Origin of the sequence: Pantoea sp. XY16 (genome assembly GCF_025153065.1) — a bacterium.
GTDB lineage: Bacteria > Pseudomonadota > Gammaproteobacteria > Enterobacterales > Enterobacteriaceae > Pantoea > Pantoea alfalfae.
Genome location: NZ_JANZNP010000003.1, coordinates 1 through 25977 on the forward strand (window position 1 = coordinate 1; position 25977 = coordinate 25977).

General features: G+C 54.8%; 27 protein-coding genes and 5 tRNA genes. 18 read left to right on the top strand and 14 right to left on the bottom strand.

Going from position 1 to position 25977, the window contains the following annotated elements; all coding sequences use genetic code 11:
* Position 1 precedes the first annotated feature (1 nt).
* Together N1689_RS02800 and agp are read left to right on the top strand one after the other, a co-directional pair.
* A tRNA-Ser gene (locus N1689_RS02800) sits at positions 2 to 89 on the top strand.
* A gap of 270 nt (positions 90 to 359) precedes the next feature.
* Positions 360 to 2060, top strand: a complete 1701-nt coding sequence (gene agp, locus N1689_RS02805; protein WP_260057827.1) for a bifunctional glucose-1-phosphatase/inositol phosphatase — start codon at positions 360 to 362, stop codon at positions 2058 to 2060.
* Positions 2061 to 2125: 65 nt separating this feature from the next.
* Here the strand turns inward: agp and N1689_RS02810 are convergent, their stop codons facing one another.
* From N1689_RS02810 to wrbA, 3 genes are read right to left on the bottom strand one after another with little or no spacing between them, the layout of a single operon-like run.
* Positions 2126 to 3499: an NAD-dependent succinate-semialdehyde dehydrogenase gene (locus N1689_RS02810; RefSeq protein WP_260057829.1), complete on the bottom strand. Its 1374-nt coding sequence runs from the start codon at positions 3497 to 3499 to the stop codon at positions 2126 to 2128.
* Positions 3500 to 3554: 55 nt separating this feature from the next.
* Positions 3555 to 3785, bottom strand: a complete 231-nt coding sequence (locus N1689_RS02815; RefSeq protein WP_003850006.1) for a YccJ family protein — start codon at positions 3783 to 3785, stop codon at positions 3555 to 3557.
* A gap of 20 nt (positions 3786 to 3805) precedes the next feature.
* The gene (gene wrbA / locus N1689_RS02820) at positions 3806 to 4405 is read right to left on the bottom strand and encodes an NAD(P)H:quinone oxidoreductase (protein ID WP_161736438.1); all 600 of its coding nucleotides are present in this window, start codon (positions 4403 to 4405) and stop codon (positions 3806 to 3808) included.
* Positions 4406 to 4704: 299 nt separating this feature from the next.
* Here wrbA and N1689_RS02825 point away from each other — a divergent pair, with 299 nt between their 5' ends.
* Entirely contained in the window at positions 4705 to 4878 is a 174-nt protein-coding gene (locus tag N1689_RS02825; protein WP_161736437.1) for a general stress protein, read from the top strand.
* A 96-nt stretch (positions 4879 to 4974) separates the two neighbouring features.
* Entirely contained in the window at positions 4975 to 5889 is a 915-nt protein-coding gene (locus tag N1689_RS02830) for a DMT family transporter (RefSeq protein WP_253421539.1), read from the top strand.
* Here the strand turns inward: N1689_RS02830 and rutG are convergent, their stop codons facing one another.
* The 6 genes from rutG to rutA are packed head-to-tail and all read right to left on the bottom strand — an operon-like array spanning position 5890 to position 10829.
* The gene (rutG, locus tag N1689_RS02835) at positions 5890 to 7218 is read right to left on the bottom strand and encodes a pyrimidine utilization transport protein G (RefSeq protein ID WP_260057831.1); all 1329 of its coding nucleotides are present in this window, start codon (positions 7216 to 7218) and stop codon (positions 5890 to 5892) included.
* Positions 7219 to 7267: 49 nt separating this feature from the next.
* On the bottom strand, positions 7268 to 7780 hold the full coding sequence (rutF, locus tag N1689_RS02840; protein ID WP_161736434.1) for an NADH-dependent FMN reductase RutF: 513 nt from the start codon (positions 7778 to 7780) through the stop codon (positions 7268 to 7270).
* Positions 7781 to 7799: 19 nt separating this feature from the next.
* Complete coding sequence (gene rutD, locus N1689_RS02845) at positions 7800 to 8609, bottom strand: pyrimidine utilization protein D (protein WP_222924213.1); 810 nt, start codon at positions 8607 to 8609, stop codon at positions 7800 to 7802.
* Entirely contained in the window at positions 8609 to 9004 is a 396-nt protein-coding gene (gene rutC, locus N1689_RS02850; RefSeq protein WP_161736432.1) for a pyrimidine utilization protein C, read from the bottom strand. The genes rutD and rutC overlap by 1 nt, the downstream gene beginning before the upstream one ends.
* A gap of 20 nt (positions 9005 to 9024) precedes the next feature.
* Positions 9025 to 9738: a pyrimidine utilization protein B gene (gene rutB / locus N1689_RS02855; RefSeq protein WP_161736431.1), complete on the bottom strand. Its 714-nt coding sequence runs from the start codon at positions 9736 to 9738 to the stop codon at positions 9025 to 9027.
* Entirely contained in the window at positions 9738 to 10829 is a 1092-nt protein-coding gene (gene rutA, locus N1689_RS02860) for a pyrimidine utilization protein A (protein ID WP_161736430.1), read from the bottom strand. Before rutA ends, rutB begins: the two co-directional genes overlap by 1 nt.
* A gap of 306 nt (positions 10830 to 11135) precedes the next feature.
* Between rutA and rutR the strand changes: the two genes are divergently transcribed.
* Positions 11136 to 11771, top strand: coding sequence for an HTH-type transcriptional regulator RutR (gene rutR, locus N1689_RS02865; RefSeq protein WP_033732203.1), 636 nt, complete (start codon positions 11136 to 11138; stop codon positions 11769 to 11771).
* A 38-nt stretch (positions 11772 to 11809) separates the two neighbouring features.
* Entirely contained in the window at positions 11810 to 12784 is a 975-nt protein-coding gene (locus tag N1689_RS02870; protein WP_260057832.1) for a metal-dependent hydrolase, read from the top strand.
* Between the two features lie 46 nt (positions 12785 to 12830).
* On the opposite strand, the gene cycA is transcribed toward N1689_RS02870, so the two are convergent.
* On the bottom strand, positions 12831 to 14216 hold the full coding sequence (gene cycA, locus N1689_RS02875; protein WP_253421548.1) for a D-serine/D-alanine/glycine transporter: 1386 nt from the start codon (positions 14214 to 14216) through the stop codon (positions 12831 to 12833).
* 286 nt (positions 14217 to 14502) lie between these two features.
* On the opposite strand from cycA, the gene N1689_RS02880 reads away from it, so the two are divergent.
* The 3 genes from N1689_RS02880 to N1689_RS02890 all read left to right on the top strand — a co-directional run bounded on the left by N1689_RS02880 (position 14503) and on the right by N1689_RS02890 (position 17825).
* Positions 14503 to 15198, top strand: coding sequence for an extensin family protein (locus N1689_RS02880; protein ID WP_161736427.1), 696 nt, complete (start codon positions 14503 to 14505; stop codon positions 15196 to 15198).
* 1170 nt (positions 15199 to 16368) lie between these two features.
* A complete protein-coding gene (sdiA, locus tag N1689_RS02885; RefSeq protein ID WP_222924209.1) occupies positions 16369 to 17091 on the top strand; it encodes a transcriptional regulator SdiA in 723 nt (240 codons plus the stop codon).
* A 122-nt stretch (positions 17092 to 17213) separates the two neighbouring features.
* Entirely contained in the window at positions 17214 to 17825 is a 612-nt protein-coding gene (locus tag N1689_RS02890) for an acyl-homoserine-lactone synthase (protein ID WP_161733856.1), read from the top strand.
* Between the two features lie 33 nt (positions 17826 to 17858).
* On the opposite strand, the gene N1689_RS02895 is transcribed toward N1689_RS02890, so the two are convergent.
* Entirely contained in the window at positions 17859 to 18083 is a 225-nt protein-coding gene (locus N1689_RS02895; protein WP_003849983.1) for a DUF2594 family protein, read from the bottom strand.
* A 431-nt stretch (positions 18084 to 18514) separates the two neighbouring features.
* Between N1689_RS02895 and uvrY the strand changes: the two genes are divergently transcribed.
* From uvrY to N1689_RS02925, 6 genes are all read left to right on the top strand, one after another.
* Positions 18515 to 19174 (top strand): UvrY/SirA/GacA family response regulator transcription factor, encoded by a 660-nt coding sequence (uvrY, locus tag N1689_RS02900; RefSeq protein WP_013357383.1) that lies wholly within the window; start codon positions 18515 to 18517, stop codon positions 19172 to 19174.
* Positions 19167 to 20999: an excinuclease ABC subunit UvrC gene (gene uvrC / locus N1689_RS02905; RefSeq protein WP_161733847.1), complete on the top strand. Its 1833-nt coding sequence runs from the start codon at positions 19167 to 19169 to the stop codon at positions 20997 to 20999. Before uvrY ends, uvrC begins: the two co-directional genes overlap by 8 nt.
* A gap of 69 nt (positions 21000 to 21068) precedes the next feature.
* Positions 21069 to 21617: a CDP-diacylglycerol--glycerol-3-phosphate 3-phosphatidyltransferase gene (gene pgsA, locus N1689_RS02910; RefSeq protein WP_013357385.1), complete on the top strand. Its 549-nt coding sequence runs from the start codon at positions 21069 to 21071 to the stop codon at positions 21615 to 21617.
* 152 nt (positions 21618 to 21769) lie between these two features.
* Positions 21770 to 21845: transfer RNA gene (locus N1689_RS02915), tRNA-Gly, on the top strand.
* A 40-nt stretch (positions 21846 to 21885) separates the two neighbouring features.
* Positions 21886 to 21959 (top strand) — tRNA-Cys (locus N1689_RS02920).
* Positions 21960 to 21969: 10 nt separating this feature from the next.
* Positions 21970 to 22056 (top strand) — tRNA-Leu (locus N1689_RS02925).
* A 133-nt stretch (positions 22057 to 22189) separates the two neighbouring features.
* Here the strand turns inward: N1689_RS02925 and N1689_RS02930 are convergent.
* A complete protein-coding gene (locus N1689_RS02930) occupies positions 22190 to 22447 on the bottom strand; it encodes a hypothetical protein (protein WP_161733845.1) in 258 nt (85 codons plus the stop codon).
* A gap of 209 nt (positions 22448 to 22656) precedes the next feature.
* Between N1689_RS02930 and N1689_RS02935 the strand changes: the two genes are divergently transcribed.
* Both N1689_RS02935 and N1689_RS02940 read left to right on the top strand, forming a co-directional pair.
* Positions 22657 to 22732, top strand: a tRNA-Lys gene (locus N1689_RS02935).
* A gap of 161 nt (positions 22733 to 22893) precedes the next feature.
* Complete coding sequence (locus tag N1689_RS02940) at positions 22894 to 23739, top strand: substrate-binding domain-containing protein (RefSeq protein WP_161733843.1); 846 nt, start codon at positions 22894 to 22896, stop codon at positions 23737 to 23739.
* 31 nt (positions 23740 to 23770) lie between these two features.
* On the opposite strand, the gene N1689_RS02945 is transcribed toward N1689_RS02940, so the two are convergent.
* On the bottom strand, positions 23771 to 23938 hold the full coding sequence (locus N1689_RS02945) for a hypothetical protein (RefSeq protein WP_202604934.1): 168 nt from the start codon (positions 23936 to 23938) through the stop codon (positions 23771 to 23773).
* Positions 23939 to 24131: 193 nt separating this feature from the next.
* Between N1689_RS02945 and N1689_RS02950 the strand changes: the two genes are divergently transcribed.
* Positions 24132 to 24332, top strand: coding sequence for a DUF6404 family protein (locus N1689_RS02950; protein ID WP_161733841.1), 201 nt, complete (start codon positions 24132 to 24134; stop codon positions 24330 to 24332).
* Positions 24333 to 24367: 35 nt separating this feature from the next.
* Here N1689_RS02950 and N1689_RS02955 read toward each other — a convergent pair whose 3' ends face one another.
* Positions 24368 to 25873, bottom strand: coding sequence for a SulP family inorganic anion transporter (locus N1689_RS02955; protein WP_161733839.1), 1506 nt, complete (start codon positions 25871 to 25873; stop codon positions 24368 to 24370).
* Positions 25874 to 25977: the final 104 nt, after the last annotated feature.

The window sequence follows — 25977 nt, forward strand, 5'->3', positions numbered from 1 at the left end:
CGGAGGGGTGGCCGAGCGGCTTAAGGCAGCGGTCTTGAAAACCGCCGATGGGAAACCATCCGAGAGTTCGAATCTCTCCTCCTCCGCCACATTTTACAGGCCAGCACATAGTGCTGGCCTGTTTCGTTTCTGCCACTCCTGTTTCTTCCTCCAGTCTGAAAAATTACGCCTCTTCTGATGACGTGCGGCTGCACATTCATCTGCCCTATGCATCTCTGCTATAGTCCACTCACTGTTTTTGCAAACATCTGGCGCTTTTCTGAGGCGAGCTGAGTTACACTGTTAAATACATCGCTCTGAGGCGAGCTAATCGGTTGATAGCCTGAGTGTTTCTTTACTGAATGAATGGAATAGGCACAATGATCAAGAAACTGAGTCTTTGCGCATTGTCAGTGCTCGCTGCATTGCCGGTCGGAACGGCAGCATTTGCTGCTGATGGCGATATGCAGCTGCAACAGGTGCTGATGGTAAGCCGTCACAATCTGCGCGCGCCGCTGGCCGATAATGGCAGCGTGCTGGAGCAGTCGACCAAAAAGAGCTGGCCGCAGTGGGATGTTCCCGGCGGACAGCTGACCACGAAAGGTGGCGTGCTGGAAGTTTACATGGGTAACTACACCCGTCAGTGGCTGGCACAGCAGGGCCTGGTAAAGAACGGCAGCTGTCCTGACAGCAATAATGTCTTTGTTTACGCGAACAGCCTGCAGCGCACTGTCGCTACCGCGCAGTTCTTTGTCAATGGTGCCTTCCCAGGCTGTGACATTGCCGTCACGCATCAGGATGAAATGGGTTCCATGGATCCTGTCTTCAATCCGGTCATCACCGATGACAGCGAAGCCTTCAATAAAAAAGCGTTAGCCGCCATGGCCGCCGCCAATGAAAAACTGCCGCTAAAACCCGCCTTCCAGCGTCTGGAAAAGATTGTCGACTACAAAAATTCGCCTGCCTGTAACAATAAAAAGCAGTGCGACCTCAGCAGTGGTCAGAACACCTTCAGCGCTGAAAATGGTAAAGAGCCTGGTGTCAGCGGTCCGCTGAAAGTGGGTAATTCGCTGATGGATGCTTTCACGCTGCAATATTATGAAGGCTTCCCGCTGGAGCAGGTTGCCTGGGGGCAGATCAAAACGCCTGAACAGTGGAAAGAGCTGTCAGCCATTAAAAATGGTTATCAGGATGCGCTATTCACCAGCCCGGATGTTTCCCGTGAAGTGGCTGCACCGCTGGTGGATTACATTCGCAGTCAGTTAGTGGATCAGGACAAAGCTAACGCGCCGAAAATTATGCTGATGGTCGGCCATGACTCGAACATCGCCTCGCTGCTGAGTGCGTTACAGGTCAAGCCTTATGACCTGCCTGACACCTGGGAAAAAACGCCGATTGGCGGTCAGGTTGTTTTCGAACGCTGGCATGATGCGAAAAACGATAAAGACCTGCTCAAGGTGGAGTATGTCTATCAGACCGCCGATCAGCTGCGCAATGCGGATGTACTGAGTCTGAAAAACCCGCCGAAGCGCGTGACGCTGCAACTGGCGGGTTGTGAGGCCGATGCGAACGGCTATTGCAGCTGGGATCAGTTCTCTCAGGTGCTGAATGCTGCGCTGCAGGGCACGCCAATGCAGCCAGCGGCGGCACCACAACCGGCAGCCCAGTCTGACGACGACAGTGCGAAAGCCGCAGCGACGAATGACGCTGCTGCTGATAAGGCTGAAGCGGATAAAGCGACCGCAGCCAAAGAGAAGGCTGACGCCGATAAAGCTGCCGCTGAGAAGTCTGAAGCGGATAAAGCTGCCGCAGAAAAGGCAAAAGCGGATAAGGCTGCAGCCGAGAAAGCTGCAGCAGAAAAGGCAAAAGCGGATAAGGCTGCAGCCGAGAAAGCTGCGGCTGAAAAGGCAAAAGCTGACAAAGCAGCAGCAGAAAAAGCCGCTGCTGAGAAAGCGAAAGCTGACAATGCAGCAGAATCAGCCAGTGATAATAAAGCCACGACTGACAAAGCTGACGCCGCAAACGCGCCTGCAACCGCGAAAGAGGACCATTCAACGTCAGCAGCTGTGGCCACACAGTAATTGCGCTTTACGGCCAATACGAAAAAACCCCGTCGAGACGGGGTTTTTTTATGGCTGCAGGACAATTATCCCGCTACGACAACCAGTTTCTGATTAGCAAACTCTTTGATGCCCAGATCAGAAAGCTCACGACCATAGCCTGAACGTTTCACACCACCAAACGGCAGCTCAGCAGAGGTATCGCTCTGGGAGTTGATAAACACCATACCGGTTTCAATGGCAGAAGCCAGTTTACGACCACGTGCAATGTCACGGGTCCAGACTGAGCCACCCAGACCGTAGTGCGAGTCATTTGCCAGCGCCACAGCTGCGTTATCATCACTCACAACGTAGATCTGCGCGACAGGACCAAAGAACTCCTCATAATAGGCGGGGTTGTCCGGGGTAATGCCAGTCAGAATGGTTGGCTGATAAAAGCAGCCCGTTCCTTCAACAGCTTTGCCGCCCGTCACCAGTTTTGCGCCACTCGCTACGGCTTCGTCTACCTGCTTCACCAGGCGGTCGCGCGCGTCAGCAGAAGAGAGTGGGCCAAGGGTGGTCTTCTCATCCAGTGGATCGCCCAGTGTGGCAGAACTCAGCGCGGCGCTGAACTGGCTGATAAAGCGGTCGGCAATCTTCTCATGCAGAATGAAACGTTTTGCGGCGGTACAGACCTGGCCGCAGTTACTGAGACGCGCCTGCACGCCCTGACGGACGGCTTCATCCAGATCGGCGTCATCCAGCACCACAAACACGTCATTGCCGCCCAGTTCAAGCGTCGATTTCTTCAGATGCTTACCGGCCTGCTCAGCCACGGCACTGCCCGCGCGCTCGGAACCGGTCAGGGCAACACCCTGAACCCGATCATCAGCAATCAGATCGGCGACCTGATCTGTAGAGATGAACAGGTTAGTCCAGGCGCCTTCTGGCGCACCTGCTTCACGCACCAGCTTTTCAAAGACATCGGCACAGTGCGGCACAATGTTAGCGTGTTTCGCCAGTACCGGATTACCCAGCGCCAGGTTAGGAGCCAGTACGCGCATCAGCTGATAGTAAGGAAAGTTCCACGGCTCGACAGCGACTAACACGCCAATCGGGTGATACTCAACCCAGGCTTCGCCCAGATCGCTGGGATAGGACTGCGGCTGCAGAATACGTTCCGCATTCTCTGCGTAGTAGCGGGCAATCTGCGAACAGATTTTCACTTCGCCACGGCTCTGACCAATCAGTTTCCCCATCTCTTTACTGGCGATGGTGGCCAGTTCTTCCGCGCGGCTATCAATCAGGTCAGCCAGTTTTTTCAGCACCTGCAGACGCGGCTGAATGTCACCTTTGCTCCATGAGGAGTGGAAAAGATGATCGGCCACATCCAGGGCATGGCTGACGGCGGCCTCATCATGTGACGGCCAGCTTTTCAGCAACTGGTTGTTCGCGGGATTAATGCTTTGATAGGAAGACATAGCGTACTCCTTGGTGAGGTAAAAAAATTGAGGGCGGGAAAGTCCCGCCCCTGAATCAGACGTTCTTACGTTCTACGGGCTTGTCATCCCAGGTCAGGAGATCTTTATCGGTTTTTTCAAAGGCACGAATCAGCACGTCATCGCTGCCTTGCTGACGCCAGATCTCTTCTGCCAGTCTCTCATCGTAATTCGCCACTTCGAAAATGGCCTCGGCAATTTCAGGGGAGGTATGACGCAGACTGGCCCATTCGCCAACGTGATGTGCTTTCGATTGTTCAGTAGACATACTTTTCTCCTTTGTTTAAATCAGTCCTGCAGTTTCACTGTCAGTCCGGCAACATGTTCACCCTGGAAACGGGCAATATTCAGTTCCGCTTCAGTCGGCTGACGCGAACCATCGCCGCCCGCCAGCGTGGTCGCACCATATGGCGTGCCACCGCGAACCTGTGAGATATCGAACAACTCTTTGGTGCCGTAGCCGATAGGCACAATGACCATGCCGTGATGCGCCAGTGTGGTCCAGACCGAGGTAATGGTCTGTTCCTGACCGCCGCCGGTACCGGTTGAGGTAAAGACGCTGGCAACCTTGCCAAACAGCGCGCCTGACGCCCAGAGACCGCCAGTGCGATCCCAGAACGTCCGCATCTGTCCGGACATGTTGCCAAAGCGGGTCGGAGTACCGACGATAATCGCGTCATACTGCGGCAGTACCTCAGGCGTCGCTTCTGCTGCCTGTTGATGGGTTTTGCCGCCCACCTGTGCAAAGCGATCGGCCTCCATCGTTTCAGGAACCCGAAGGATATCCACTTCCGCGCCGGGAACCCGACGAGCGCCTTCTGCAACAGCGTTCGCCATCGTTTCGATATGTCCGTACATCGAGTAGTAGAGCACCAGAATCCTGGCCATAGGTCTCTCCAGATGGTTTTGACGTCCAGAAAAGTATAGAAGAGCTTTCGCTTTACGCAGGCGATGCTTACTCCGCAGTGGATGAGTCGGGCAAGAAATCTGCAGCTAATCGGTTATATGTCGGCAGAATGTTCGTTCTTTAATCAAATTGCTGATGATTACTCTGTTGCTAAATGTGACTGTCGCGGGAGTTAAAGAAGAATCTGGCTATTATTTAACCATGAGTTGAATTCGGCTTCGGGCCGTCAGCTCTCTGCTATTTCATTCTTATTTATCGCACTATGCGACAGGAGCAAATCATGGCAACACATCGTGGAGGTTCAGGGAATTTTGCTGAGAACCGTGAACGTGCCGCAGAAGCGGGACGTAAAGGGGGCAAAAACAGCGGTGGGAATTTCAAAAACGATCCGCAGCGCGCCGCGCGTGCCGGTGAGAAGGGCGGGCGCAGCAGTCCTAAAAAAACGGACGCATAATCCCACTCTGCCGCCGGTTAAGGCCGGCGGTTAACGTCGTTGCTTTTCCCCCTCGCTCTCCCCACAATATCGTCCGGACACATCATCAGGTGAATTATGTCGGACACATCCCGCAGTTTAACCCTGCGCCTGACGCGGCAGGAGCTGGTATTACTTTTTATCACCATGATCTGGGGCGGCACCTTTCTGGTGGTGCATCGGGCGATGCAGCACTCCGGCCCGTTCTTCTTTGTCGGCCTTCGTTTTGCCACCGCCGCACTGCTGCTGGCGCTCTTTTTTCGCCGCTATCTGGCCGACATGACCTGGCTGGAAGTGAAAGCGGGCGCACTGATTGGTCTGTCTATCGCCGGAGGTTATGGTCTTCAGACCTGGGGCATGCAGACTATCTCCAGCAGTCAGTCCGCCTTTCTTACTGCGCTTTATGTTCCGGTGGTGCCATTGCTGCAGTGGCTGTTTTTACGCCGTCCGCCGGGGTTAATGTCGTGGCTGGGGATTGTGCTGGCCTTTGCCGGCTTGTTGCTGGTGGCCGGGCCGCAGGATGGCCGTATCAGCCTGAATGCAGGTGAAATCGCGACGCTGCTCAGCACCCTGGCGATTGCCGCCGAAATTATCTTGATCAGCCGCTATGCCGGTCAGGTTGATGTACGCCGCGTGACGCTAATCCAGCTGGCGGTGGCGTCGCTGTGTGCCTTTGCTTTGATGATCCCCAATGGCGAAACAGTGCCCGCAATTTCAACGCCGCTGCTGCTCAGCGCGCTGGGGCTGGGCGCGGCCAGCGCCCTGATTCAGGTCACCATGAACTGGGCGCAGCGCAGCGTTTCGCCAACCCGCGCCACGGTAATCTATGCCGGGGAACCGGTCTGGGCGGGCGTGGTAGGGCGAATTGCCGGTGAGCGACTGCCTGCGCTGGCGTTGCTGGGTGGGGCGCTGATCGTCTGCGGGGTTATCGTCAGTGAACTGCGGCTGAAACGGAAAAAAGCGGTGCAGCCTGCTGCGACACCGCTGGAGTAGTTAACCCTGCTGTCGCACCAGCGGTTTATCCTGCTGTGTCGCACTGCGTCGGCGCAGAATGGCATTGAGGATAATCGCGCCAAAGGTAGCAGTGCCGATCCCGCCAAGCGTGAAAGAGCCAATTTTCAGCGAGAAATCCCCTGCGCCAAGCACCAGCGTAGTGGCGACCATAATCAGGTTGCTGTTCTGACCTAAATCGACATGGTTCTGCACCCAGATGCGTGCGCCCGCCACCGCAATCAGCCCGAACACCACAATGGATGCACCGCCAATCACCGGGGCCGGAATGGTGTGGATCAGCGCACCAAACTTCGGTGAGAAACCGGCGAGGATGGCGATAATAGCTGCGGCGACAAACGCCAGCGTGGAGTAGACCTTAGTTACGGCCATCACCCCGATGTTCTCAGCATAGGTGGTTACGCCACTGCCGCCCATCGAGCCGGAAAGCATCGTAGCCAGTCCATCGCCCACAAAGGCTCGTCCCATGTAAGGGTCGAGGTTACGGCCGGTCATCCCCGCCACGGCTTTCAGATGTCCCAGGTTTTCCGCCACCAGAATGATCGCGACCGGGGCGATCAGCACCATCGCCTGCAGATCAAAGGTCGGTGCGGTGGTATGCGGCAGGCCAAACCAGGCTGCCTGTGACAGCAGCTTAAAATCGACCGGCTTGCCCAGCCCCAGAACGTTAGTCAGCAGCGCATAGATCGCCCAGGCCAGAATCAGTCCGACCAGAATCAGCAGACGCTGTACCATCCCGCGGGTAAACACTGCGACCAGACCGATACAGAGCACGGTCATCACCGCAACCCAGCTGTCGAATGAAGAGGCGGAGACGCTATGCACCGCGATGGGAGCCAGATTCAGCCCGATTGCCATCACCACCGCGCCGGTCACCACTGGCGGCATCAGATTTTCAATCCAGCGCGTGCCTGACTTCATGACCACCAGCCCAATCAGTGTGTAGAGCAGGCCGCAGGCGATCACGCCGCCCAGCGCCACGCTGAGGTTGGGATTCAGTCCCTGACCGCTGAAGCCGGTCACCGCAATCACCACGCCAACAAAGGCAGCGCTCGACCCGAGATAGCTGGGCACGCGACCACCGGTTATAAAGAAGAACAGCAGGGTGCCAATACCCGAGACCAGAATCGCCAGATTGGGATCCAGCCCCATCAGCAGCGGCATCAGCACCGTTGCGCCAAACATCGCTACCGCATGCTGCAAACCCAGCACCAGCGTCTGCCCCAGCGGCAGTGTTTCATCCGGGGCGATAATACCGTTTTCGGTCAGTGCCGACTTCTTTTGCCATTGCGGAAACCAGGATCGTGCCATCGTTTACTCCAGAGCGTGATGAATGCCGGTAAGGTTCAGGGAAGAGTTATCAGGCTTCCTGCCGCATCAGGGGATGATAGCCCCGGTCAAACCACATGAGGCCATGGGTATCATCATTTCGCACTATGCCCACGACTTCGCAGAACAGCGTGTCATGTGTACCGACGCTGACAATCTGCGTAATGCGACAGTCAAAGGAGGCAACTGCGCCGCTCAGTACCGGCGAGCCGGTCACGGCCGTCGACCACTCAGCGGCAATAAAACGGTCAGCCATCGGCGTTTTTCCGCCGAACAGACTGGAGAGCGCTTCGTGTCCCGCCGCCAGCGTATTGACGCAGAGCTGCATGTTTTCGCGGAACACCGGATATACCGAGGCTGAGCGGTTCAGGCAGACCAGCAGCGTTGGCGGCGAATCGGTGACGCTGCACACCGCTGAGGCGGTAAAGCCTGCGCGTCCGGCCGGGCCTTCCGTCGTGATGATGTTGACCGCAGCGCCGAGCCGCGACATCGCATGACGAAACTCAGTTTTCTCAACGGCGGGGGTAAGGGTATCCAGGCTCATAGTGTTCTCCGCGAAAGGGTTATCCTGCGACGCGCTGCAGCGGCTGCACATCATCAGTCTGATCCAGCCACTGCAGCAGCAGGGCATTAAATTTTTCGGGGTCGGTAACGCTCATGGCGTGGCCGCCCCAGGCCATCATCTGTTCAGTCGCGTTCGGCAGCGCCTCGGCCAGTTCGGTTGAACAGCTCCACGGCACCAGCAGATCGTCCTGGCTGGCAATTACCAGCATCGGTTGCGGAATGGCGGCAGCCCGGGCGCTGAAGTCGGCGCTCATCAGGGCATGCAGCCGTCGCATCAGATTTTCCATCCCCTGAAAATGCGTGACGTGATGGCTGTCTTCCTGCTCCAGACGCGTCTGATGCCCGGCCATCCACTCAGCAGGATAGAGAAACAACGGCTGAGCGCGGACGAAAGCCTCGACGCCGACATTGAGCAGCAGATCCTGCCGCACCTGGAAGCAGCGGCGGGTATGCGGATGCAGCGTCAGCCAGCCGTTGATCACCACGATCCGTTCGATCCGATCCGGATAATCCAGCGCCAGCTGCATTCCCACCAGACCGCCCAGCGCGTGTCCAATCAGGCTGAATCGCAGGATGCCATGCTGCGCCAGCGCGTCGGCCAGCTCCGCCGCCATCATCGTCATGCTGTAGCCTTCCGGTAAGCTGTCCGCGCTGCGACCGGTGCCGCGCTGGTCATAGAGCACGACCCGATAGCGTGCTGTCAGCGCCGCCAGTTGCGGCTGCCAGAAACCCGCCACGCCGCCCAGACCGGAAGAGAGCACCAGCGTCGGTGCTTCGGGATTTTGCAGGCCCAGAATATCCAGCTGCATCAGACCTCCGGCTTGCCGATGTGCGCCACGCTGGCGATCTCAATCAGCGCGTCAGGCTTGACCAGCCCACACTGAATGCAGAAACGGGCAGGCTTATCACCGGGGAAGTATTCGGCGTAAACCTGATTTACCGCGGCATAATTCGACCAGTCGGTGATAAAGATCGAGTTAAATGTCACATCGGCCATGTTGCCACCAGCGGTCTCAATCACCTTTTTAATGGTTTCCAGCACGTGACGGGTCTGCGCGGCAGCATCACCCACATGGACCACGTTGTTGTCACCATCAAATGGCAGCGTGCCGGAAACATAGATCACGCCGTCCGCCAGCGTGCCAGGGACAAACGGGGCGATGGGTGTGGTGGTGCCTGGTGGCACAATAATACTTTTCGGCATAGCGACGTCCTCTTAGTGGATTAGCGGGCATTCAGGCTTTCGCAGAAGGTATCGACATCCGATACCCAGCCAAAAAAGGTTTCGATATTGAACAGCGCTGCCTGCTGAGCAAAGGGCGGGCCAGCCTGATACGTGGCGTCTTCCAGCACCACACCGAAATACTCCAGAAAGAAGCCGTCGCGCAAGGTCGACTCCACACAGACGTTGGTGGCGATGCCGGTGAAAATCAGATGGCGGATCCCGCGACTGCGCAGCATGCTGTCGAGTGGGGTGTTATAGAAGCCGCTGTAGCGCGATTTTGGCAGCACGATGTCACCGGCTTGTGGCATCAGCTCATCGACCAGCGCGTAATCCCAGCCGCCTTTTGACAGCAGTGAACCCTGCAGTTCTGGCCGTTTACGCATGGTTTTCAGCGCATTCGATTTGTGAAAGTTAGGGGAACCGGCGTCACCGGCTTCAACATAGTCGCTGTCCCAGCCGTTCTGGAACCAGATGATCTGAACGCCGGCCGCACGGGCCGCCGTCACCGCCTGATGGATCTTCGCAATCACCGGCTTCGTCGCGGAAACATCAAAGCCCGCCAGGTCGAGGTAGCCACCTTCGGTGGCGTAGGCGTTCTGCATATCCACAACAATCAGTGCCGTCTGGCCAGGCGGAAAGGCGATCGGCTCAGGACGAGCAGGCAGTTCAACCTGGGGAACATCCGGCGTGTGGGCGCAATAAACGGTATTCATTATGCCACCTCCTGCTGTGCGTCGAGCAGGGCGCTGCGACAGGCCATCAGCGGCTGAATGTGCTGGCCGAAGTTCTCAATACCTTCCAGGAAATCATCAAAGGTCAGCAGCACGCCGTGCGTGCCTTCTACCTGCGCCACTTCATCCAGCATCCGCGCGACACTGGCGTATGAACCCACCAGGGTGCCCATATTGATATTGACGGCTGAGGTCGGGTCCGCCATCTGGCGCACATTGGTGTCGCTGCCTGATTTGGTATCCTGCTGACTCTGGGTGGTGAGCCAGGAGAGCGCCTCTTCATCTGCACCAGCTTTGTAGTGTTCCCACTTAGCCCGCGCCTCTTCATCTGTTTCGGCGGCAATAATCATAAACAGCACGTAGGAGCCAACATCGCGGCCCGCTTTTTCGGCGGCCTGCTTCATGCGAATCGAAGTTGAACTGAAAGCAGCAGGTGTGTTAACCCCTTTGCCGAAGCAGAAGTTGTAATCGGCGTGCTGAGCAGAGAAGGCCATACCGGCATCGCTCTGTCCGGCGCAGATCACCTTCATCGGACGCTGCGGCTGTGGACTGACGCGGCAGTCATTCATAGTGAAGAACTCACCTTTGAAGTCCGATTTTCCGGTGCCCCACAGGTCGCGCAGCACGGTAACGTACTCGGTCAGATAAGAATAACGGCTGCCGAAGTACTCATCGCCTGGCCACATTCCCATCTGCTCATATTCAGGTTTCTGCCAGCCGGTCACCAGATTAACGCCGAAACGACCGCCTGAAATGGAATCGATAGTGGACGCCATGCGCGCCACAATCGCCGGTGGCAGCGTCAGGGTGGCCGCGGTAGCGTAGATTTCGATGCGGGAGGTAACGGCCGCCAGGCCCGCCATCAGGGTGAATGACTCCAGGTTATGATCCCAGAATTCTGTTTTTCCGCCGAAGCCGCGCAGTTTGATCATCGAGAGTGCAAAGTCGAAGTGGTAATGCTCTGCTTTCAGCACGATGGCTTTGTTCAGTTCAAAGGTCGGCATGTACTGCGGCGCGTTGGACGAAATCAGCCAGCCATTGTTACCAATCGGAATAAAGACGCCTATCTTCATGTGAAACCTCGTTGCGATGGGGGAAAGGTGTTTCACGCGCTGCACTGCATCCTGCTACGTCCGTATAAGCCGCGCTCAGCCACAATTCTGCAAATCGTGTGCCACATTTTTTATTCTTATAAATAACAAACAGTTAAAATTAAACCGAAAGAGGTAAGTGGAGTAACTGGTCCATTTCGGACCATCTGGTCAAAATTCACTGCACGTTTTGCATGCAGGCTGAGCAAAAAAGGTGCAGGGCGCGGATTGGGCAGCGACTCATCCCTTTGCTATGATGCGCTGACACCAGAAGGATGAGGTAAACGTGTGAATAGCGATGAAAAAAAGCCAACGCGTCGTTCGCGTGCGGTGGCAGCGAAGCGGGCTGCCATACTGGAAGCGGCCTTAACCTTCTTCTCACAGTTTGGCATTCACGGCACCAGCCTCGATAAGGTGGCCGAACGGGCCGATGTCTCTAAAACGAATCTGCTCTACTATTTTCCCTCTAAAGAAGTGCTCTATGTGGCCGTGCTGAAACAAATTCTGGATGTCTGGCTGGCCCCGTTGCGCGCGCTGGCGCATGACCAGGATCCGCTGGTCGCCATCCGGCGTTATATCCGGCTAAAGCTGGAAGTGTCGCGCGATCATCCTCAGGCTTCTCGTCTGTTCTGCCTGGAGATGCTTCAGGGCGCACCCTTGCTGAAAGGGGAACTGGCGGGCGACCTCAAGCAACTGGTGGATGACAAAGCAGCCATTATTGAACGCTGGATTGATGAGGGACGGCTGGCGGGCGTACAGCCACAGCACCTGATCTTCATGCTGTGGGCCACCACGCAACATTACGCCGACTTTGCCACCCAGGTTGAGGCCGTGACCGGTCAGACGCTCAGCGATCCGGCGTTTTTCGATCAGACCGTCGAAAACGTCCAGCGCATGATCATTGAAGGGATTCGCGTACGCTAATTCAGGACACATTTACAATTCGGTGACGGAGTGAATCAATGGATTCTGTTTCGCAGTTGGTGTTGGGTGCTTCAGTCAGTGTTGCGGTGATGGGACGTCGGGTGCCGATCTGGCAGGCCGCGCTGGTGGGCGGCGTCTGCGGCACCTTACCCGATCTGGATGTGTTTATTGACCATGGCGATGCGATACGCAACATGACCCTGCACCGTACGGAAACACATGCGCTGCTCTGGCTTACATTGATCTCACCTCTGATGGCGTGGGGAGTGTCGGCAATGTTCAGGCAGCGGGTGAAGTGGTCGCACTGGTGGCCCGCCGTCTGGCTGGCGCTGATTACCCATCCGCTGCTTGATTTAATGACGGTGTACGGCACCCAGCTTGGCCTGCCGATCACCGATTATCCCTATGCCATCGGCAGTATTTATATCGTCGATCCACTCTATACGTTGCCACTGCTGATAGGGCTGAGTGTCGCGCTGTGGCGTCGTGGTGACAAAGGCATGCGTGGGAACCGGATCGGCCTGGCGCTGAGTACGCTTTATCTGGTCTGGAGTGTGGCCATTCAGGGTGTCGCAGGCTGGCAGATCAGCGCATCGCTGGCGGAGCAGGGTATTCCGGACAATAAAGTGCTGGTGACGCCGACGGCCTTTAATACGCTGGTCTGGCGCAGCGTGATTATGACGCCGGATCGCTATGGCGAAGTTTACTGGTCGCTGTTGTCGCCCTTACGGCCACTGCAGGTGGCTTGGTACCCGCGTCATCCTGAACTGTTCGACACCTTCCGGGGTAGCTGGTATGCAGAACGTGTTGCCTGGTTCAGCCACGGCTTCTACGCGCTGCGTGAGCAGGACGGGCAGACGACGATTGCCGACCTGCGCATGGGCGAAGGCGATAACTATACCTTCACCTTTGGTCTGGGCACGCCTCAGCAGCCCGATCCCCGGCCGCAGCGCTTACCTAATGAACGTCCCACGTTGTCCGCCATTTTCTCTGCGCTCAGTGAACGCCTGTAAAAAAAAGCCCGGTCAGGTGACCGGGCTTTTTTCATGCTGTCAGCGATTAGCGGCTGCGACGCGTACGCAGCATCCAGCCCACACCCAGCAGCGCAAACCAGAGTGGCGTCACCATCAGGGCCTGGCGTGTATCTTCCTGCAACGTCAGCAGCACCAGCACAAACGCAAAGAAGGCCATGCAGACCCAGCACATGAATTTGCCTAGTGGCATCTTAAAGGCCGATCTGGCATGGCGCTCAGGATGCTTTTTACGGTAAGCCAGATAGCTGCACAGAATGATGGTCCAGACGAACATAAACAGAATGGCTGAAACGGTGGTGACCAGCGTAAAGACCTTCATCACATCCGGGATCAGGTAGATCAACGCCACGCCGAGTAACAGACACAGACAGGAGAAGAACAGGCCGGTAGTCGGGACCGAACGGGCAGAGAGACGGCCAAACGCGCGGCTCGCGACGCCCTGCTGCGACAGGCCATAGAGCATACGGCTGGTGGAGAAGATGCCGCTGTTGGCTGAAGAGGCGGCAGAGGTCAGCACAACAAAGTTAACGATACTCGCCGCAGCAGGCAGGCCAATCAGCACGAACATCTCAACAAACGGACTGCGGTCAGCCATAACCTGGGTCCAGGGCGTTACCGCCATGATCACCATCAGCGCCAGCACGTAAAACATAATGACCCGCAACGGAATTGCATTAATCGCGCGTGGTAAGACTTTATGTGGGTCGTGGGTTTCAGCGGCTGCCGTTCCAACCAGTTCAATGCCGACAAAGGCAAACACCGCAATCTGGAATCCGGCAAAGAAGCCGCTGAGGCCTTTCGGGAACATCCCGCCGTGATCCCAGATGTTGCTCAGCGCCGCGGTGCCGCCACCGGGTGAAGGGTAGTGAATCGATACCAGCACAATCCCGGTGACGATCAGCGCAACAATGGCGACGATTTTGATTATCGCGAACCAGAACTCCATCTCACCAAACAGCTTAACCGTGGCGATGTTCAGCGCCAGAAAAACCACCACGCAGAGCAGGGCGCTCATCCAGATTGAGAAGCCCGGAAACCAGAGCTGGAAATAGGCGCTGATGGCCACGACGTCGGCGATGCCGGTTACTACCCAGCAGAACCAGTAAGTCCAGCCGGTAAAATAGCCCGCCCACGGTCCAAGCAGATCCGCGGCAAAATCGCTGAAAGACTTGTACTCAAGGTTGGAGAGCAGCAGCTCTCCCATGGCGCGCATCACGAAGAACAGCATAAAGCCGATGATCATATAGACGAAAATGATCGAGGGACCAGCCAGACTAATGGTTTTACCGGAACCCATAAAGAGGCCGGTACCGATAGCACCCCCTATGGCGATCAGCTGAATATGGCGATTATGCAGGTTACGCTGTAGCTTGTCGGGCGCGTGTGCGGTTTCTTTAGATTGGTCAACCATAGAATTGTCTTTCCTGTCTTGATGTTGTGTCAGCTCTGCTGGCTGTTAGTAAACGAGTCTGCCCGAGGGGCAAGTGGGCATAAGATAGAGGAAGAGGGCCGGAATCGGGTAACGCTTTTTTATCAATTGTGAAGCCTGACGCCCCGCAAGCCGTAATAACGGGCAGTTTCGTTCAATCCTGCGTCAGTATGGGTAATTATTCATCACGTTATGTCAGGCAGACTGCGTGAAGCGGAATGGGCTTCTACACTTTTTAGTTATTAATCATTATGCTGCAAAGGGAATTATGCGCACGCTTATCCTGTTTCTTCTGTTAATTGCGCTGGGATGGGTCAGCTTACCCTGGCTTAAGCAGCATCTCCCGCCGCAGTTCAATCCCTTTACACCGCTCTCCGTCACCGATCCTCCAGGCTGGATGACGCAGATAAAGATGAAAAGGCTGGCCCAGAATCCTGACGAATGTCTGGCGGTGATGCGTCATGCCCAACAGGCGGGCTGGGTCAGTTTCAGCGAGCGTCCTGCCGTCACGGGCAACTGTCCGATCAGCCATCCACTGCGAATTCAGAAATTTGGCCCGGTCAGCCTCAGCAGCAGCTTTCTCGCCAGCTGTCCAATGGCCGTCGCCAGCACCATGTATGCCCTCCGCAGCCGGGAACAGATTGCCCGGGATATGCACAGTCCACTGGTACGAATTACCCATGTCGGCAGCTATGCCTGTCGTAATATTTATCATCGCGCAAAGGGGCGGCTCAGTGAGCATGCCACCGCAGAGGCCTGGGATGTGACCGGCTTCCAGCTGGCTGATGGCCAGCGGCTTGAGGTCAGTCGTCACTGGCAACAGCCAAAAGAGAAAGCGGCCATGCTGCACACGCTGTGGCGTGGCGGCTGTGACGTATTCGGCAATGCGCTGGGACCGGACTACAACGCCGCGCACGCCTCACATTTTCATCTGGGTATGCGTGGCGCGGGCTACTGCCGATAAATCATCAGGCAGGATTAATACCGTGTTTGATTAAGAATCAAACTGCCGGTAAGGGAAAAACCAAACCAGTTATCATTGCCAGCGCGGACATACCTGACAATGAGTAGCAACAAATCAGGCGGCTGATCAGGCAGCCTTTTTCAGGGCCGCAAGTGACAACAGAAAAGTGCCCATAAATGCAATCAGCCGTAAAGTTTCGCCGCCTCATCTGGACAGTGCGAGCAACGTCAGGATGAAATTAATTCACGATGCTGCAAAGTGAATTAAGGGAAATTAACTGCATCGATAAAGTGTGCAGAATTAAATAACGATCGGGGATTATACCTTGGATTTTTTTAGTGATTTTGTTGCGTGACTATCGGTATAGTGATTTTCGTGACTAAAAGAGAGCCAGCGTTGAGCGTACTGCTGCCATAACATACTGTCAGCATAAATAGTGATCTGTACCACGCATTAGGTGCAGGCAGGAGATAAATAAAGCTGATTTTCTTTAATACGTTGCTTTCGGTTCAGATTATTCTCAGTCAAAAATTGTTTAAGGGTTGAGCGGGTCAATTTGTCCGGTAGTGATTGCTGTCGGGCAGAATATTCTAATTAAACAACTCTTCGCTACGCCTGTCGGATAGCTAAGGCAAAGGGAGCTGAATCAGCATTGAGAGGCGGCAGATGTAGTCTGCGCACCTGTTAGCTTTTCCGGTCAGAGAGGCGCGTGCTTCCGTGTAGAGAGACTGTGCACAGGAATGCGGTATCGCCTGAACAGCAGAGCTTATTTCCTGATAAAAAATATGCCAGCAATTTTCGGCTGCCGCTTCGCTTATTAGGACGCAATTAACGCATTGTTTACACATTATTTACTCGACATCCCGTAGACCGATTCAATATTCCCGACAGCTTTTCAACATCTGAGATGAAATTGATTCATTGGCAGGGATTGAATTTCTATCAGAAAAATCTTATTCTCCTGAGGTGATTGAAATTGCTGTGGCTGGCCTCACATTACAGGGGCAGGGGCATTTTTTCACTCTGCCATAACGTTGAATGGCATTTGCGCTGTTTAGGGTTAAGGATTCACCTCAACGATAAATTAATTTTCTAAGATTAATTAAATTTATCCGATGAATCCGAATGAATAATACCGGAAGGGCGAGTGAAAATTAACGCTGAGGCAATATGAGTACTGAAAACTATTTCGCCTGGCGAAATGAGGTGAAAGAAAAATTTCAGGCATTAACGGCTTCTTCTGAATTGAAGACGTTATTGCAACAGTTTACTGAATCATTAGGCTTCGATTATTTTGCCTTTTTGATTCAGCATCCGGTGCCATTTACCCGGCCGCGTTTTCATTTACATAGCACCTATCCCAAATTATGGGTTAAACGTTATGAGAAGCAGAATTATTACGCTGTCGATCCGGTGCTCACATTGTGTCAGCGACCGGGCAGAGGGATGGCCTGGATAGAGGAACAGTTCGCTGACGCCGGCAATCTTTGGCAGGAGGCGAGAGAGTATGGGCTCCAGAGCGGATTTTCTTGCTCCGCAATGGCACCAAATCGCGTCATTGGTATATTATCTATATCGTCGCAACAGCCCATTTCTGTCCAGCTCCGCCATGCTGAGCTGGAGGTGAAACTACACCTTTTAGCGGAACTAAGCCTGGATACGCTGGAACGCTTTAACGATGATGCAATGATGGTACTAAGAAAAACGTTTAGTCAGCGCGAGTTGGAAATTCTGAAATGGACAGCCGAAGGAAAAACGGCGGTCGAAATTTCACTTATTTTATCCATCTCTGAACATACCGTTAACTTTCACCAGAAAAATATGCAAAAGCGTTTCAATGTTTCCAATAAAACGCAGATTGCCTGCTATGCAGCGGCAATCGGACTGATTTGAACATAATACAACTGCTACATTTGGCAGTTCCTTTGTACAGGTCTGTTGTCTACCCTGCGCCGGGGCTTTGCCGGGCTGGCGCAAAGAAATCATTGCAAATATGGGGATGTCAGAGGCGCATGATGAAAATAGTGCAAACGCAATTAAAGGATATGCCATCCTCTTTGCTTGCCGAACTCGGCAGCTACCGTTATAGCGTTTTTGCGCGCGGCGAAGGGTGGTCAATACCCCCACGCCTGAGCACGCCAGGGCAGGAATATGATCGCTACGATCGTTCAGATGTCACCTGGCTAATCGCATGGAATGCGCGCGAGGGCATCAGTGGCTGCGCGCGTCTGATGCCCTGGTTCGAACCTGAGCAGAGTGAGGGCATTGTGCTGCCTTTCAGCCATGAGAAAGTGTGGGAGATGTCGCGCTTCTCGGCACGGCTGGAAGTTGACGCTGAACTGCCGCTGAACATTCTCTGGCACGCGGTACAGCTGGCAGAGCTGAACGGCATGGAGTACATCATCAGTTCGGCAACGCCGATGCTGGAGACGATGTTTGAGGAGCATGGCGTGGTGTATGAGCCGCTTACGCCGGGGCTCATTCTGTCAGAAGATAATCTGTTTGCGATCCGTATTCCGGTTGTTCAGCCCACTCTGGCAGAAAAATATCGGGGAACACGTCGTTTCAGCCCGGAAGAGGTACTGCCAACGCTGGGCGTTTCAGTTAACTGGCAGGCGCACAGTTAGCGTATTTGCCCCCACTACCGGGGGCAAAAAAGCTTACTGACGGTAGGCTGTTTTGATCTGTTTGATGGTATTGCTGAACACTTCCGCCTGAGGCTTGTCGCCCAGCGTCTGCACATAGCGTTCCATGTTAATAATCACTTTTCCGGCATCAGCCTGTCCCATACCTTTGAGAATCAGGGTAATCATCATCTTCAGGCCCGCGATTTCATCCGCTAATTTCCGGGCTTCCTGGGAAGTTGCAAAATCTTCATCGCTCATGCGTTTCTCCTTGGTGAATGACAACGTGTCGGCAATCTGTCCGAACAGCAGTGCGTGAGTATATCACAGGGGCGGTAAGTTGCTGAGACGGCCGCTCCGCTTCGCCCTGAAAGGCGGGTTTGTCCAGTACAACTAATCAATCGCTGAAAGTAATCACAGGCTTCATCGGCTCAGCAGCCGCGAGGATGCACGGCACTGAACCCTGAAGCGATACGGTCTTAATACACTGAAAAAACTATCATTTAACGGTTATTTCGCCATCTGGACACAATGCATAACCGTCCCTGAATCTCTTCAGGATGGACCTGGCAGCAATCATGTAATGCTTACACTGTTTTGCTTTGTTGATGTGCTTTTGAGGTAAAAGCGGGTATGATTGACGCCTGAAATCGTGAATTACTTCTTCTTTTTTAGCCTCTGGAGTTTCCCCGTTGATCAGTGTGCTTCTTGTTGATGACCATGAACTTGTCCGCGCGGGTATCCGTCGCATCCTGGAGGATGTGAAAGGTCTGGCCGTGGTCGGAGAGGTCAACTGTGGTGAGGATGCCGCCAGATGGTGCCGTGCCAATCAGGTTGATGTGATCCTCATGGACATGAACATGCCGGGGATCGGCGGACTGGAGGCGACGCGCAAAATCGTGCGTTATAATCCCGATATCAAAATTATCATGCTGACCATCCACACGGAAAATCCGCTGCCTGCTAAAGTGATGCAGGCGGGTGCAGCAGGCTACCTCAGTAAAGGTGCTGCGCCACAGGAAGTGATTAATGCGATTCGCTCGGTAAATGCTGGTCAGCGTTACATCGCGTCAGACATTGCTCAGCAGATGGCGCTGAGCCAGATTGAGCCGCAAAAAGCGGAATCGCCCTTTAGCTGTTTGTCGGAAAGGGAATTGCAGATTATGCTGATGATCACCCGAGGACAAAAGGTGACGGAAATTTCCGAGCAGTTAAATCTCAGTCCTAAAACCGTTAACAGCTACCGCTACCGAATGTTCAGTAAGCTGAATATCAGTGGCGACGTAGAGTTAACGCATCTGGCCATTCGACATGGCCTCTATAATGCGGAGCCGTTAATCAGTAGTGAATGACGTTTTTGATTCCAAAGCCTTTCTGAGTACGGTAACCAGCAAACCCGGTGTTTACCGCATGTATGACGCCTCAGGCACCGTCATCTATGTGGGCAAAGCCAAAGACCTGAAGAAGCGTCTCACCAGCTACTTCCGCACCCAGGTCGGCAGCCGCAAAACCGAAGCGCTGGTCAGCAATATCCAGCACATCGATGTCACCGTTACCCACACCGAAACCGAAGCGCTGCTGCTTGAGCATAACTACATCAAGCTCTATCAGCCGCGCTACAACGTACTGCTGCGCGATGATAAATCGTATCCCTACATTTTTCTTAGCAGTGATACCCATCCGCGGCTGGCGATGCACCGTGGCGCAAAGCATGCCAAAGGCGAATACTTTGGCCCGTTCCCCAACGGCTATGCGGTGCGTGAAACGCTGGGCCTGCTGCAAAAAGTTTTTCCTATTCGCCAGTGTGAAAACAGCGTCTACCGCAATCGCTCCCGGCCCTGTCTGCAATATCAGATTGGTCGCTGTCTTGGTCCCTGTGTCGCGGGTCTGGTCAGTGAAGAGGAGTATGCGCAGCAGACTGATTACGTACGCCTGTTTTTAGCCGGTAAAGACGATCAGGTTCTCAATCAGCTGGTCAAACGCATGGAAGAGGCGAGCATTGGCCTGCGCTTCGAAGAGGCGGCACGACTGCGCGATCAGATTCAGGCCGTGCGCCGCATCACCGAAAAGCAGTTTGTCTCCAATCAGGGGGATGACCTGGATGTGATGGGTGTAGCTTATGAAGCGGGTATGGCCTGTCTTCACGTGCTGTTTATCCGTCAGGGCAAAGTGTTGGGCAGCCGTAGCTACTTCCCGAAAGTGCCGGTGGATACCGATCTTGCCGAGGTGGTTCAGACTTTTGTCGGGCAGTTCTATCTGCAGGGCAGCGAGGCACGGACGCTGCCGGGTGATATTCTGCTGGACTTTACCTTGCCGGAGCGCGAATTGCTGGCGGAGTCGCTCAGTGCACTGGCGGGACGCCGCGTGAATATCCAGAGCAAGCCGCGTGGCGATCGCGCCCGTTATCTTAAGCTGGCGCGCACCAACGCCGCGACGGCATTAACCACGCGTCTGTCGCAGCACTCCACGATTCATCAGCGGTTGATGGCACTGGCAGAGTTTCTTGAGCTCGACCGGATCACGCGCATGGAGTGTTTCGATATCAGCCACACCATGGGTGAGCAGACCATCGCCTCCTGTGTGGTGTTTGACCAGAATGGTCCGCTCCGTGCTGACTATCGTCGCTATAACATTACCGGCATTACGCCGGGCGATGATTACGCTGCCATGAATCAGGTGTTACGACGCCGGTATGGTAAGGCGATTGAAGAAGATAAAATCCCGGATGTGATTCTGATCGATGGCGGTAAAGGCCAGCTCTCTCAGGCAAAGCAGGTTTTCGCGGAGCTGGATGTGCCCTGGGACAAAAACCGGCCCATTTTACTCGGCGTTGCGAAAGGCAGCGACCGTAAAGCCGGACTGGAAACGCTGTTCTTTGAAGCGGAAGGTGAGGGCGTTTCGCTGCCACCGGATGCGCCAGCACTGCATGTGATTCAGCACATTCGTGATGACGCTCACAATCATGCCATTTCTGGTCATCGTAAAAAACGAGCCAAAGTAAAGAACACCAGCGCACTGGAAAGCATTGAAGGGGTAGGGCCTAAACGGCGTCAGCAACTGCTTAAGTACATGGGGGGCCTGCAACCGCTGATGAATGCGTCGGTAGAGGAGATCGCCAATGTACCCGGTATCTCCCACGCGCTGGCAGAAAAAATATACTACTCGTTGAAACACTAGCATTGAAACGGGGGGGGCAATGTAGGAACATAGGCTAAATTTTACCTATATCCAGACAGTTACCGGCATATGCAATTAAACATCCCGACGTGTCTCACCCTGTTTCGAGTCGTGCTCATCCCGTTCTTTGTGCTGGCTTTCTATCTGCCGTTCACCTGGGCACCGCTGGCTACCGCACTGATTTTCGTTTTTGCTGCCATCACCGACTGGTTTGATGGTTTTCTGGCGCGCCGCTGGAAACAGACGACGCGCTTTGGTGCGTTTCTCGATCCGGTAGCGGATAAAGTGATGGTGGCGATTGCGCTGGTACTGGTGGCGGAATATTTCCACGCGTGGTGGATCACGCTGCCTGCAGCCACCATGATTGCCCGCGAAATCATTATCTCTGCGCTGCGTGAATGGATGGCGGAGATTGGCAAACGCAGCAGCGTATCGGTTTCCTGGATTGGTAAAGTGAAAACCACCGCACAAATGTTCTCTCTGTTTGCCTTGTTGTGGCGTCCTGATGCCACCGTTGTCGCGGTGGGCGTAGTCGCGTTATACATTGCTGCCGTGCTGACTTTCTGGTCTATGTTCCAGTATTTAAGCGCCGCGCGCGGCGATCTGCTCGAACCGTGATCGATACGATTTAAAAAGCAGCAAACGGACACGCTGTAAGGATAATTTTATTGACTCATTGCGTCATCTAAGTAGAATGCAACGCATCGAACGGCAGCCAGGCTGCCAGAAGATAAATGAAATCAGCAGGTTCGACGAAATTGCTGAAAATTGCGGGAATAGCTCAGTTGGTAGAGCACGACCTTGCCAAGGTCGGGGTCGCGAGTTCGAGTCTCGTTTCCCGCTCCAGATTCGCAGGTCAGGTTAACCTGACGGCACATCAGTTTAAGGCGCGTTGGCAGAGTGGCTATGCAGCGGATTGCAAATCCGTGTACCTCGGTTCGACTCCGGGACGCGCCTCCAGTTACACCCTGCCCGGGTGGTGAAATCGGTAGACACAAGGGATTTAAAATCCCTCGGCTGTAAGGCTGTGCGGGTTCAAGTCCCGCCCCGGGCACCATATTTCTGGCGCAGAAAAACGAATAAAACAAAGTAATATGCAGTAATGTCGTAACCGCCCAAGGGCGGTTTTTTTGTGCCTGTTATCTGGCATGACGGCGACGAAACCATCCGACTGGCGGTATTAACCGCCGTCAGCCGCGGGAGCTGAACACCAGTGCATCATCCGTATCACTTACCAGCACCATTCGTTGCGCCTCTCCACTGGATGAAACAAAGGTCACTTCATGCCCGATGCTGATTGCATCGAATGCATCTGTTGGCTGTGACTGCTTCTGGATCTCCAGAACCATTCGCGAGGCAAAGGGCTTATCATTGACCCTATCCAGACGATAGTTGGCGGTAAAGCTCAGTTCGGGCTGATCAACCACGTAGAATTGTCCTGAAGGCATAGTCTTGACCTCTGTGTTGTGTTGGCCATATGTCCCGGCCGGGACAGGCTGCCTGAAATTTAAGGTTAGCGGAATAATCAATGTCTGCAGGTGCCCGTGCCTTGTTTATGGGATTATGCCGCGATTGCTGACTATACACGCCGCTTGCGCTTGTCAGTTCTGAAAGGAGTACTAACCTTGTTTACACAGTGCGCTTTCCTGGCAAACTTTCGGGCATGGTATAAAGGTATTACTGCAACTCTTAATGGGTTGACGATGCGGGTTCAATTCCTGCTGCCCGGTCCATCTCTCGCCTCTTCTTAACCCCCGCTGCTCTGCCTCCGCAAACCCAGTTACATCTGATTTCACTCATTTTTGCGGCCTGCATCGAACTATGTAACCTGTTGTAACACCCTTGCTTACCGTAAAGTGGGGGATTGTTTGTCGTCTCAGAGAAGTTAACGCCAATGAGTTCACCTTCTATTCCTGTTTTAACGGAACCGGCTTTACCCCCGATTATCGGCGTTGTCGCCAGCCAGCTGCTCAACCCCTGCCAACAAAAAATGCTGGATGAGGTAACGCGCCAGCTCAATGCGCGCGGAGTTATCACCGTGCTGCTGAATGCCGAAACCGACGTGGCACTGACCGCACTCATCCAGCAGGCGACACCCCTTGCGCTGCGGGGGTTGCTGCTGTTGCCCGGAAACAAGGCTATCAGTGCCTGCAATCTGCCGGTGCTGGAGATTGACGCAGAACCTGAATGGCAGGCGGATGCGCTACGGGCGGGCGAAGTAACCGCAGCGTTACTGCTCGCGCAGGGGCATCAGCGGTTTGGCTTTTTGCAGAGTCAGCCCGGTGACATGGCGCAGAAGCAGAGCTACTGCACCACATTACAGGCGGCGGGCATGACGCTGGATGCAGAACTGACTGCTGGCGCTGACGACCGTGACGGCGCTTATCAGGCGATGATGCAGTATCTGAAAAAAACCCGTGCCGCTGAGCGCATTCAGGCACTTTTCTGTGAAAGCGATCTGCTGGCGTTTGGTGCGATACAGGCAGTACGCGATTTTGGTCAGGGTACGCATCTGGCGGTGGCTGGATTCGGCGACAGTGAGGAAGCCCGCAGTCCGACCTGGCATCTGACCAGCTGGTCACCTGACATCAGACAGCTCATTGGCCGGGCGTTAGATCGCTGGCTGGGGCAGCAGGCAGAAAACAGCGGTGAAGAGGGGCAATTACAGCAGCGTCATTCTCATTCTGGCAAAGTCATTCCGGGTGAGATGTCAGCCTGCGGCTGCGCCTTCCGGCACTAGCCAGCCTGCGAGGCAGGCTGGCTAAAGAGCATTACGCCTGCGGCTGTCCTGCCGGGCCGACACCGCCCGGTGCACCCACTGGCTGCTGTCCGCCTGGCGGTGGGGGTGGTGGGGCATCTCTGCCCGGCGGTGGCGGTGCACAGGCGGTGAGAGTAGCAAGAATAGCCAGCGTCGATAACAGATAAGCCGTACGTTTCATCGTAATTCCCTGATCAGGTAAGCGGAACGTAAAGTATAGAGAATCGCCAAAAAATCGCGCAGTCAGTGTTGAGCGTCCACAACGTTGCGTAAATTAAGGGTGATTATTTGAAACGCCTCGCAACTCCTGCAAGCCGGAAATGCATTACGGGCAGGAGCACGCTAAGGTAGCGCTTTATTTAAGAGGAGTCGTTATGAATGGCATTATGAAGTTCGTCCGCGGCTGGCTGGTGTTCTCTGTACTGTGGGGCGTATTCATGTGGTTTATGTCATGGCAGCAGCAGGGCAAGGAGCCTGGTCTGGCGATTCTGACAAGTCTCTACGCCGGTTTAATCTATCAGGCGTTGATTACGATGGTGGGCCGTTATCGGGCGCGCCGACAACAGGCTGAGTAAATTCTGCTGCCTGAGAGGCAGCAGAACACACCCTCTTAGCCGAAATTACCGGTCAGGCGCTGATGGAAATCAGTACTGCGTGGATCCAGCCCCTCAATGGTCACCTCTGCACCATAACGCTGATAGCGATACTCAATGCCATCCAGTGCCGCAACGCTGGATGCATCCCAGATTTGTGCGTGGGTTAAATCGATCGTCACCTTTTTCGGGTCATGTGCATAATCGAAATGCTCAAACAGATCGTTGCTGCTGGCAAAGAACAGTGGACCACGCACCACATAGCGCACTGACCTGCCATCGTCGCTCAACTGGCGTTCCGCATGGATAACGTGGGCAATACGGCGGGCAAAGAGCAGCATCGCGAGGAGCACCCCAGCCAGCACGCCCAGCGCCAGATTCCCTGTCCAGACCGTCACTGCCACCGTCAGCACCATAATCAGCGTCTCTGACCACGGCATACGTTTCAGGGTAGCGGGCTGCAGGCTATGCCAGTTAACGGTTTTCACCGCCACCACCATCATGATCCCAGCCAGCACCACCATCGGGATTTGCGCCATAATCCGGCTGAGTCCGGTCACCAGTAACAGCAGCACCAGACCAGCGGCTACGGTGGAGACACGGCTACGCGCCCGGCCCAGCTCAACGTTAACAATCGTCTGCCCTATCATCGCGCACCCGGCAATGCCGCCATAAAAACCGGCAAAGATATTTGCTACCCCAAGGCCCCAGGCTTCACGTCGCTTACTGGAGGGGGTATCGGTCAGATCATCGACCAGTTTGGCGGTCAGCAGTGATTCCATCAGTCCGACAAAGGCGATGCTCAGTGCGGTGGGCCAGATAATCTGCAGGGTCTGCAGGTTGAGCGGCACCAGCAGACTGTTAAAACCGGGCAGGCCGGGGCTCATTGGCCCTTCGTCGCCCACGTTCGGCATGCGATAGCCCATTAACAGTGCGACCGCAGTCACCACAACAATGGCGACCAGAGGAGAAGGAATACTCTTTAACAGGTGCGGTAACAGCAGCACGATAGCCAGGGTGACGGCAAAGAAGATCCACACCAGTGATGACTGCCCCCAGACGTGCGGCACCTGAGCAAAGAAAATCAGCACGCCGAGCGCATTCACAAATCCCAGCATGACCGAGCGGGGGATATAGCGCATCATGCGCGCCAGACCGACGACGCCAAACAGAATCTGAATGACACCGCCCATCACCACTGCCGGCAAAATATATTCAACACCGTGCAGATGGACCATCGGCCCGATAACCAGCGCCACAGAACCTGCCGCTGCCGTGACCATTGCCGGGCGTCCGCCCAGTATCGACAGCGTCAGGCAGAGCACCACCGAGGCGACCAGGCTGACTTTAGGGTCAACGCCAGCAATAACGGAAAAGGAGATCACTTCAGGGATCAGCGCCAGCGCGGTAATCACACCGGCCAGGCATTCGCGGGTCAGCAGCGCAGGCGAACGCAGAACGCGCCCCACACTGACATCGCCCGCCACAACGTCGGTCGCGGCAACATCATTGGTTTGGGTCATAAAGTTTTGCAGGCTCTTTAGTTGTTTTGCTCCCGCACGAGGGGCGGGAAGATTTGGATAATGGTAAGGGCAGATAGTACCGGGCGACTGGCGAAGATGCCAGA

What these genes read in the sequence shown, in the direction of transcription:
- N1689_RS02940 (WP_161733843.1), top strand. Translation starts at nt 22,894, where the DNA reads ATGAGTTCACCTTCTATTCCTGTTTTAACGGAACCGGCTTTACCCCCG.
- rutB (WP_161736431.1), bottom strand. Translation starts at nt 9,738, where the DNA reads ATGAATACCGTTTATTGCGCCCACACGCCGGATGTTCCCCAGGTTGAA.
- cycA (WP_253421548.1), bottom strand. Translation starts at nt 14,216, where the DNA reads ATGGTTGACCAATCTAAAGAAACCGCACACGCGCCCGACAAGCTACAG.
- rutF (WP_161736434.1), bottom strand. Translation starts at nt 7,780, where the DNA reads ATGAGCCTGGATACCCTTACCCCCGCCGTTGAGAAAACTGAGTTTCGT.
- pgsA (WP_013357385.1), top strand. Translation starts at nt 21,069, where the DNA reads ATGCAATTAAACATCCCGACGTGTCTCACCCTGTTTCGAGTCGTGCTC.
- sdiA (WP_222924209.1), top strand. Translation starts at nt 16,369, where the DNA reads ATGAGTACTGAAAACTATTTCGCCTGGCGAAATGAGGTGAAAGAAAAA.
- N1689_RS02930 (WP_161733845.1), bottom strand. Translation starts at nt 22,447, where the DNA reads ATGCCTTCAGGACAATTCTACGTGGTTGATCAGCCCGAACTGAGCTTT.
- N1689_RS02870 (WP_260057832.1), top strand. Translation starts at nt 11,810, where the DNA reads ATGGATTCTGTTTCGCAGTTGGTGTTGGGTGCTTCAGTCAGTGTTGCG.
- rutC (WP_161736432.1), bottom strand. Translation starts at nt 9,004, where the DNA reads ATGCCGAAAAGTATTATTGTGCCACCAGGCACCACCACACCCATCGCC.
- N1689_RS02825 (WP_161736437.1), top strand. Translation starts at nt 4,705, where the DNA reads ATGGCAACACATCGTGGAGGTTCAGGGAATTTTGCTGAGAACCGTGAA.
- N1689_RS02950 (WP_161733841.1), top strand. Translation starts at nt 24,132, where the DNA reads ATGAATGGCATTATGAAGTTCGTCCGCGGCTGGCTGGTGTTCTCTGTA.
- rutG (WP_260057831.1), bottom strand. Translation starts at nt 7,218, where the DNA reads ATGGCACGATCCTGGTTTCCGCAATGGCAAAAGAAGTCGGCACTGACC.
- N1689_RS02880 (WP_161736427.1), top strand. Translation starts at nt 14,503, where the DNA reads ATGCGCACGCTTATCCTGTTTCTTCTGTTAATTGCGCTGGGATGGGTC.
- N1689_RS02945 (WP_202604934.1), bottom strand. Translation starts at nt 23,938, where the DNA reads ATGAAACGTACGGCTTATCTGTTATCGACGCTGGCTATTCTTGCTACT.
- rutA (WP_161736430.1), bottom strand. Translation starts at nt 10,829, where the DNA reads ATGAAGATAGGCGTCTTTATTCCGATTGGTAACAATGGCTGGCTGATT.
- N1689_RS02830 (WP_253421539.1), top strand. Translation starts at nt 4,975, where the DNA reads ATGTCGGACACATCCCGCAGTTTAACCCTGCGCCTGACGCGGCAGGAG.
- N1689_RS02890 (WP_161733856.1), top strand. Translation starts at nt 17,214, where the DNA reads ATGAAAATAGTGCAAACGCAATTAAAGGATATGCCATCCTCTTTGCTT.
- N1689_RS02810 (WP_260057829.1), bottom strand. Translation starts at nt 3,499, where the DNA reads ATGTCTTCCTATCAAAGCATTAATCCCGCGAACAACCAGTTGCTGAAA.
- N1689_RS02895 (WP_003849983.1), bottom strand. Translation starts at nt 18,083, where the DNA reads ATGAGCGATGAAGATTTTGCAACTTCCCAGGAAGCCCGGAAATTAGCG.
- N1689_RS02955 (WP_161733839.1), bottom strand. Translation starts at nt 25,873, where the DNA reads ATGACCCAAACCAATGATGTTGCCGCGACCGACGTTGTGGCGGGCGAT.
- N1689_RS02815 (WP_003850006.1), bottom strand. Translation starts at nt 3,785, where the DNA reads ATGTCTACTGAACAATCGAAAGCACATCACGTTGGCGAATGGGCCAGT.
- rutD (WP_222924213.1), bottom strand. Translation starts at nt 8,609, where the DNA reads ATGCAGCTGGATATTCTGGGCCTGCAAAATCCCGAAGCACCGACGCTG.
- agp (WP_260057827.1), top strand. Translation starts at nt 360, where the DNA reads ATGATCAAGAAACTGAGTCTTTGCGCATTGTCAGTGCTCGCTGCATTG.
- wrbA (WP_161736438.1), bottom strand. Translation starts at nt 4,405, where the DNA reads ATGGCCAGGATTCTGGTGCTCTACTACTCGATGTACGGACATATCGAA.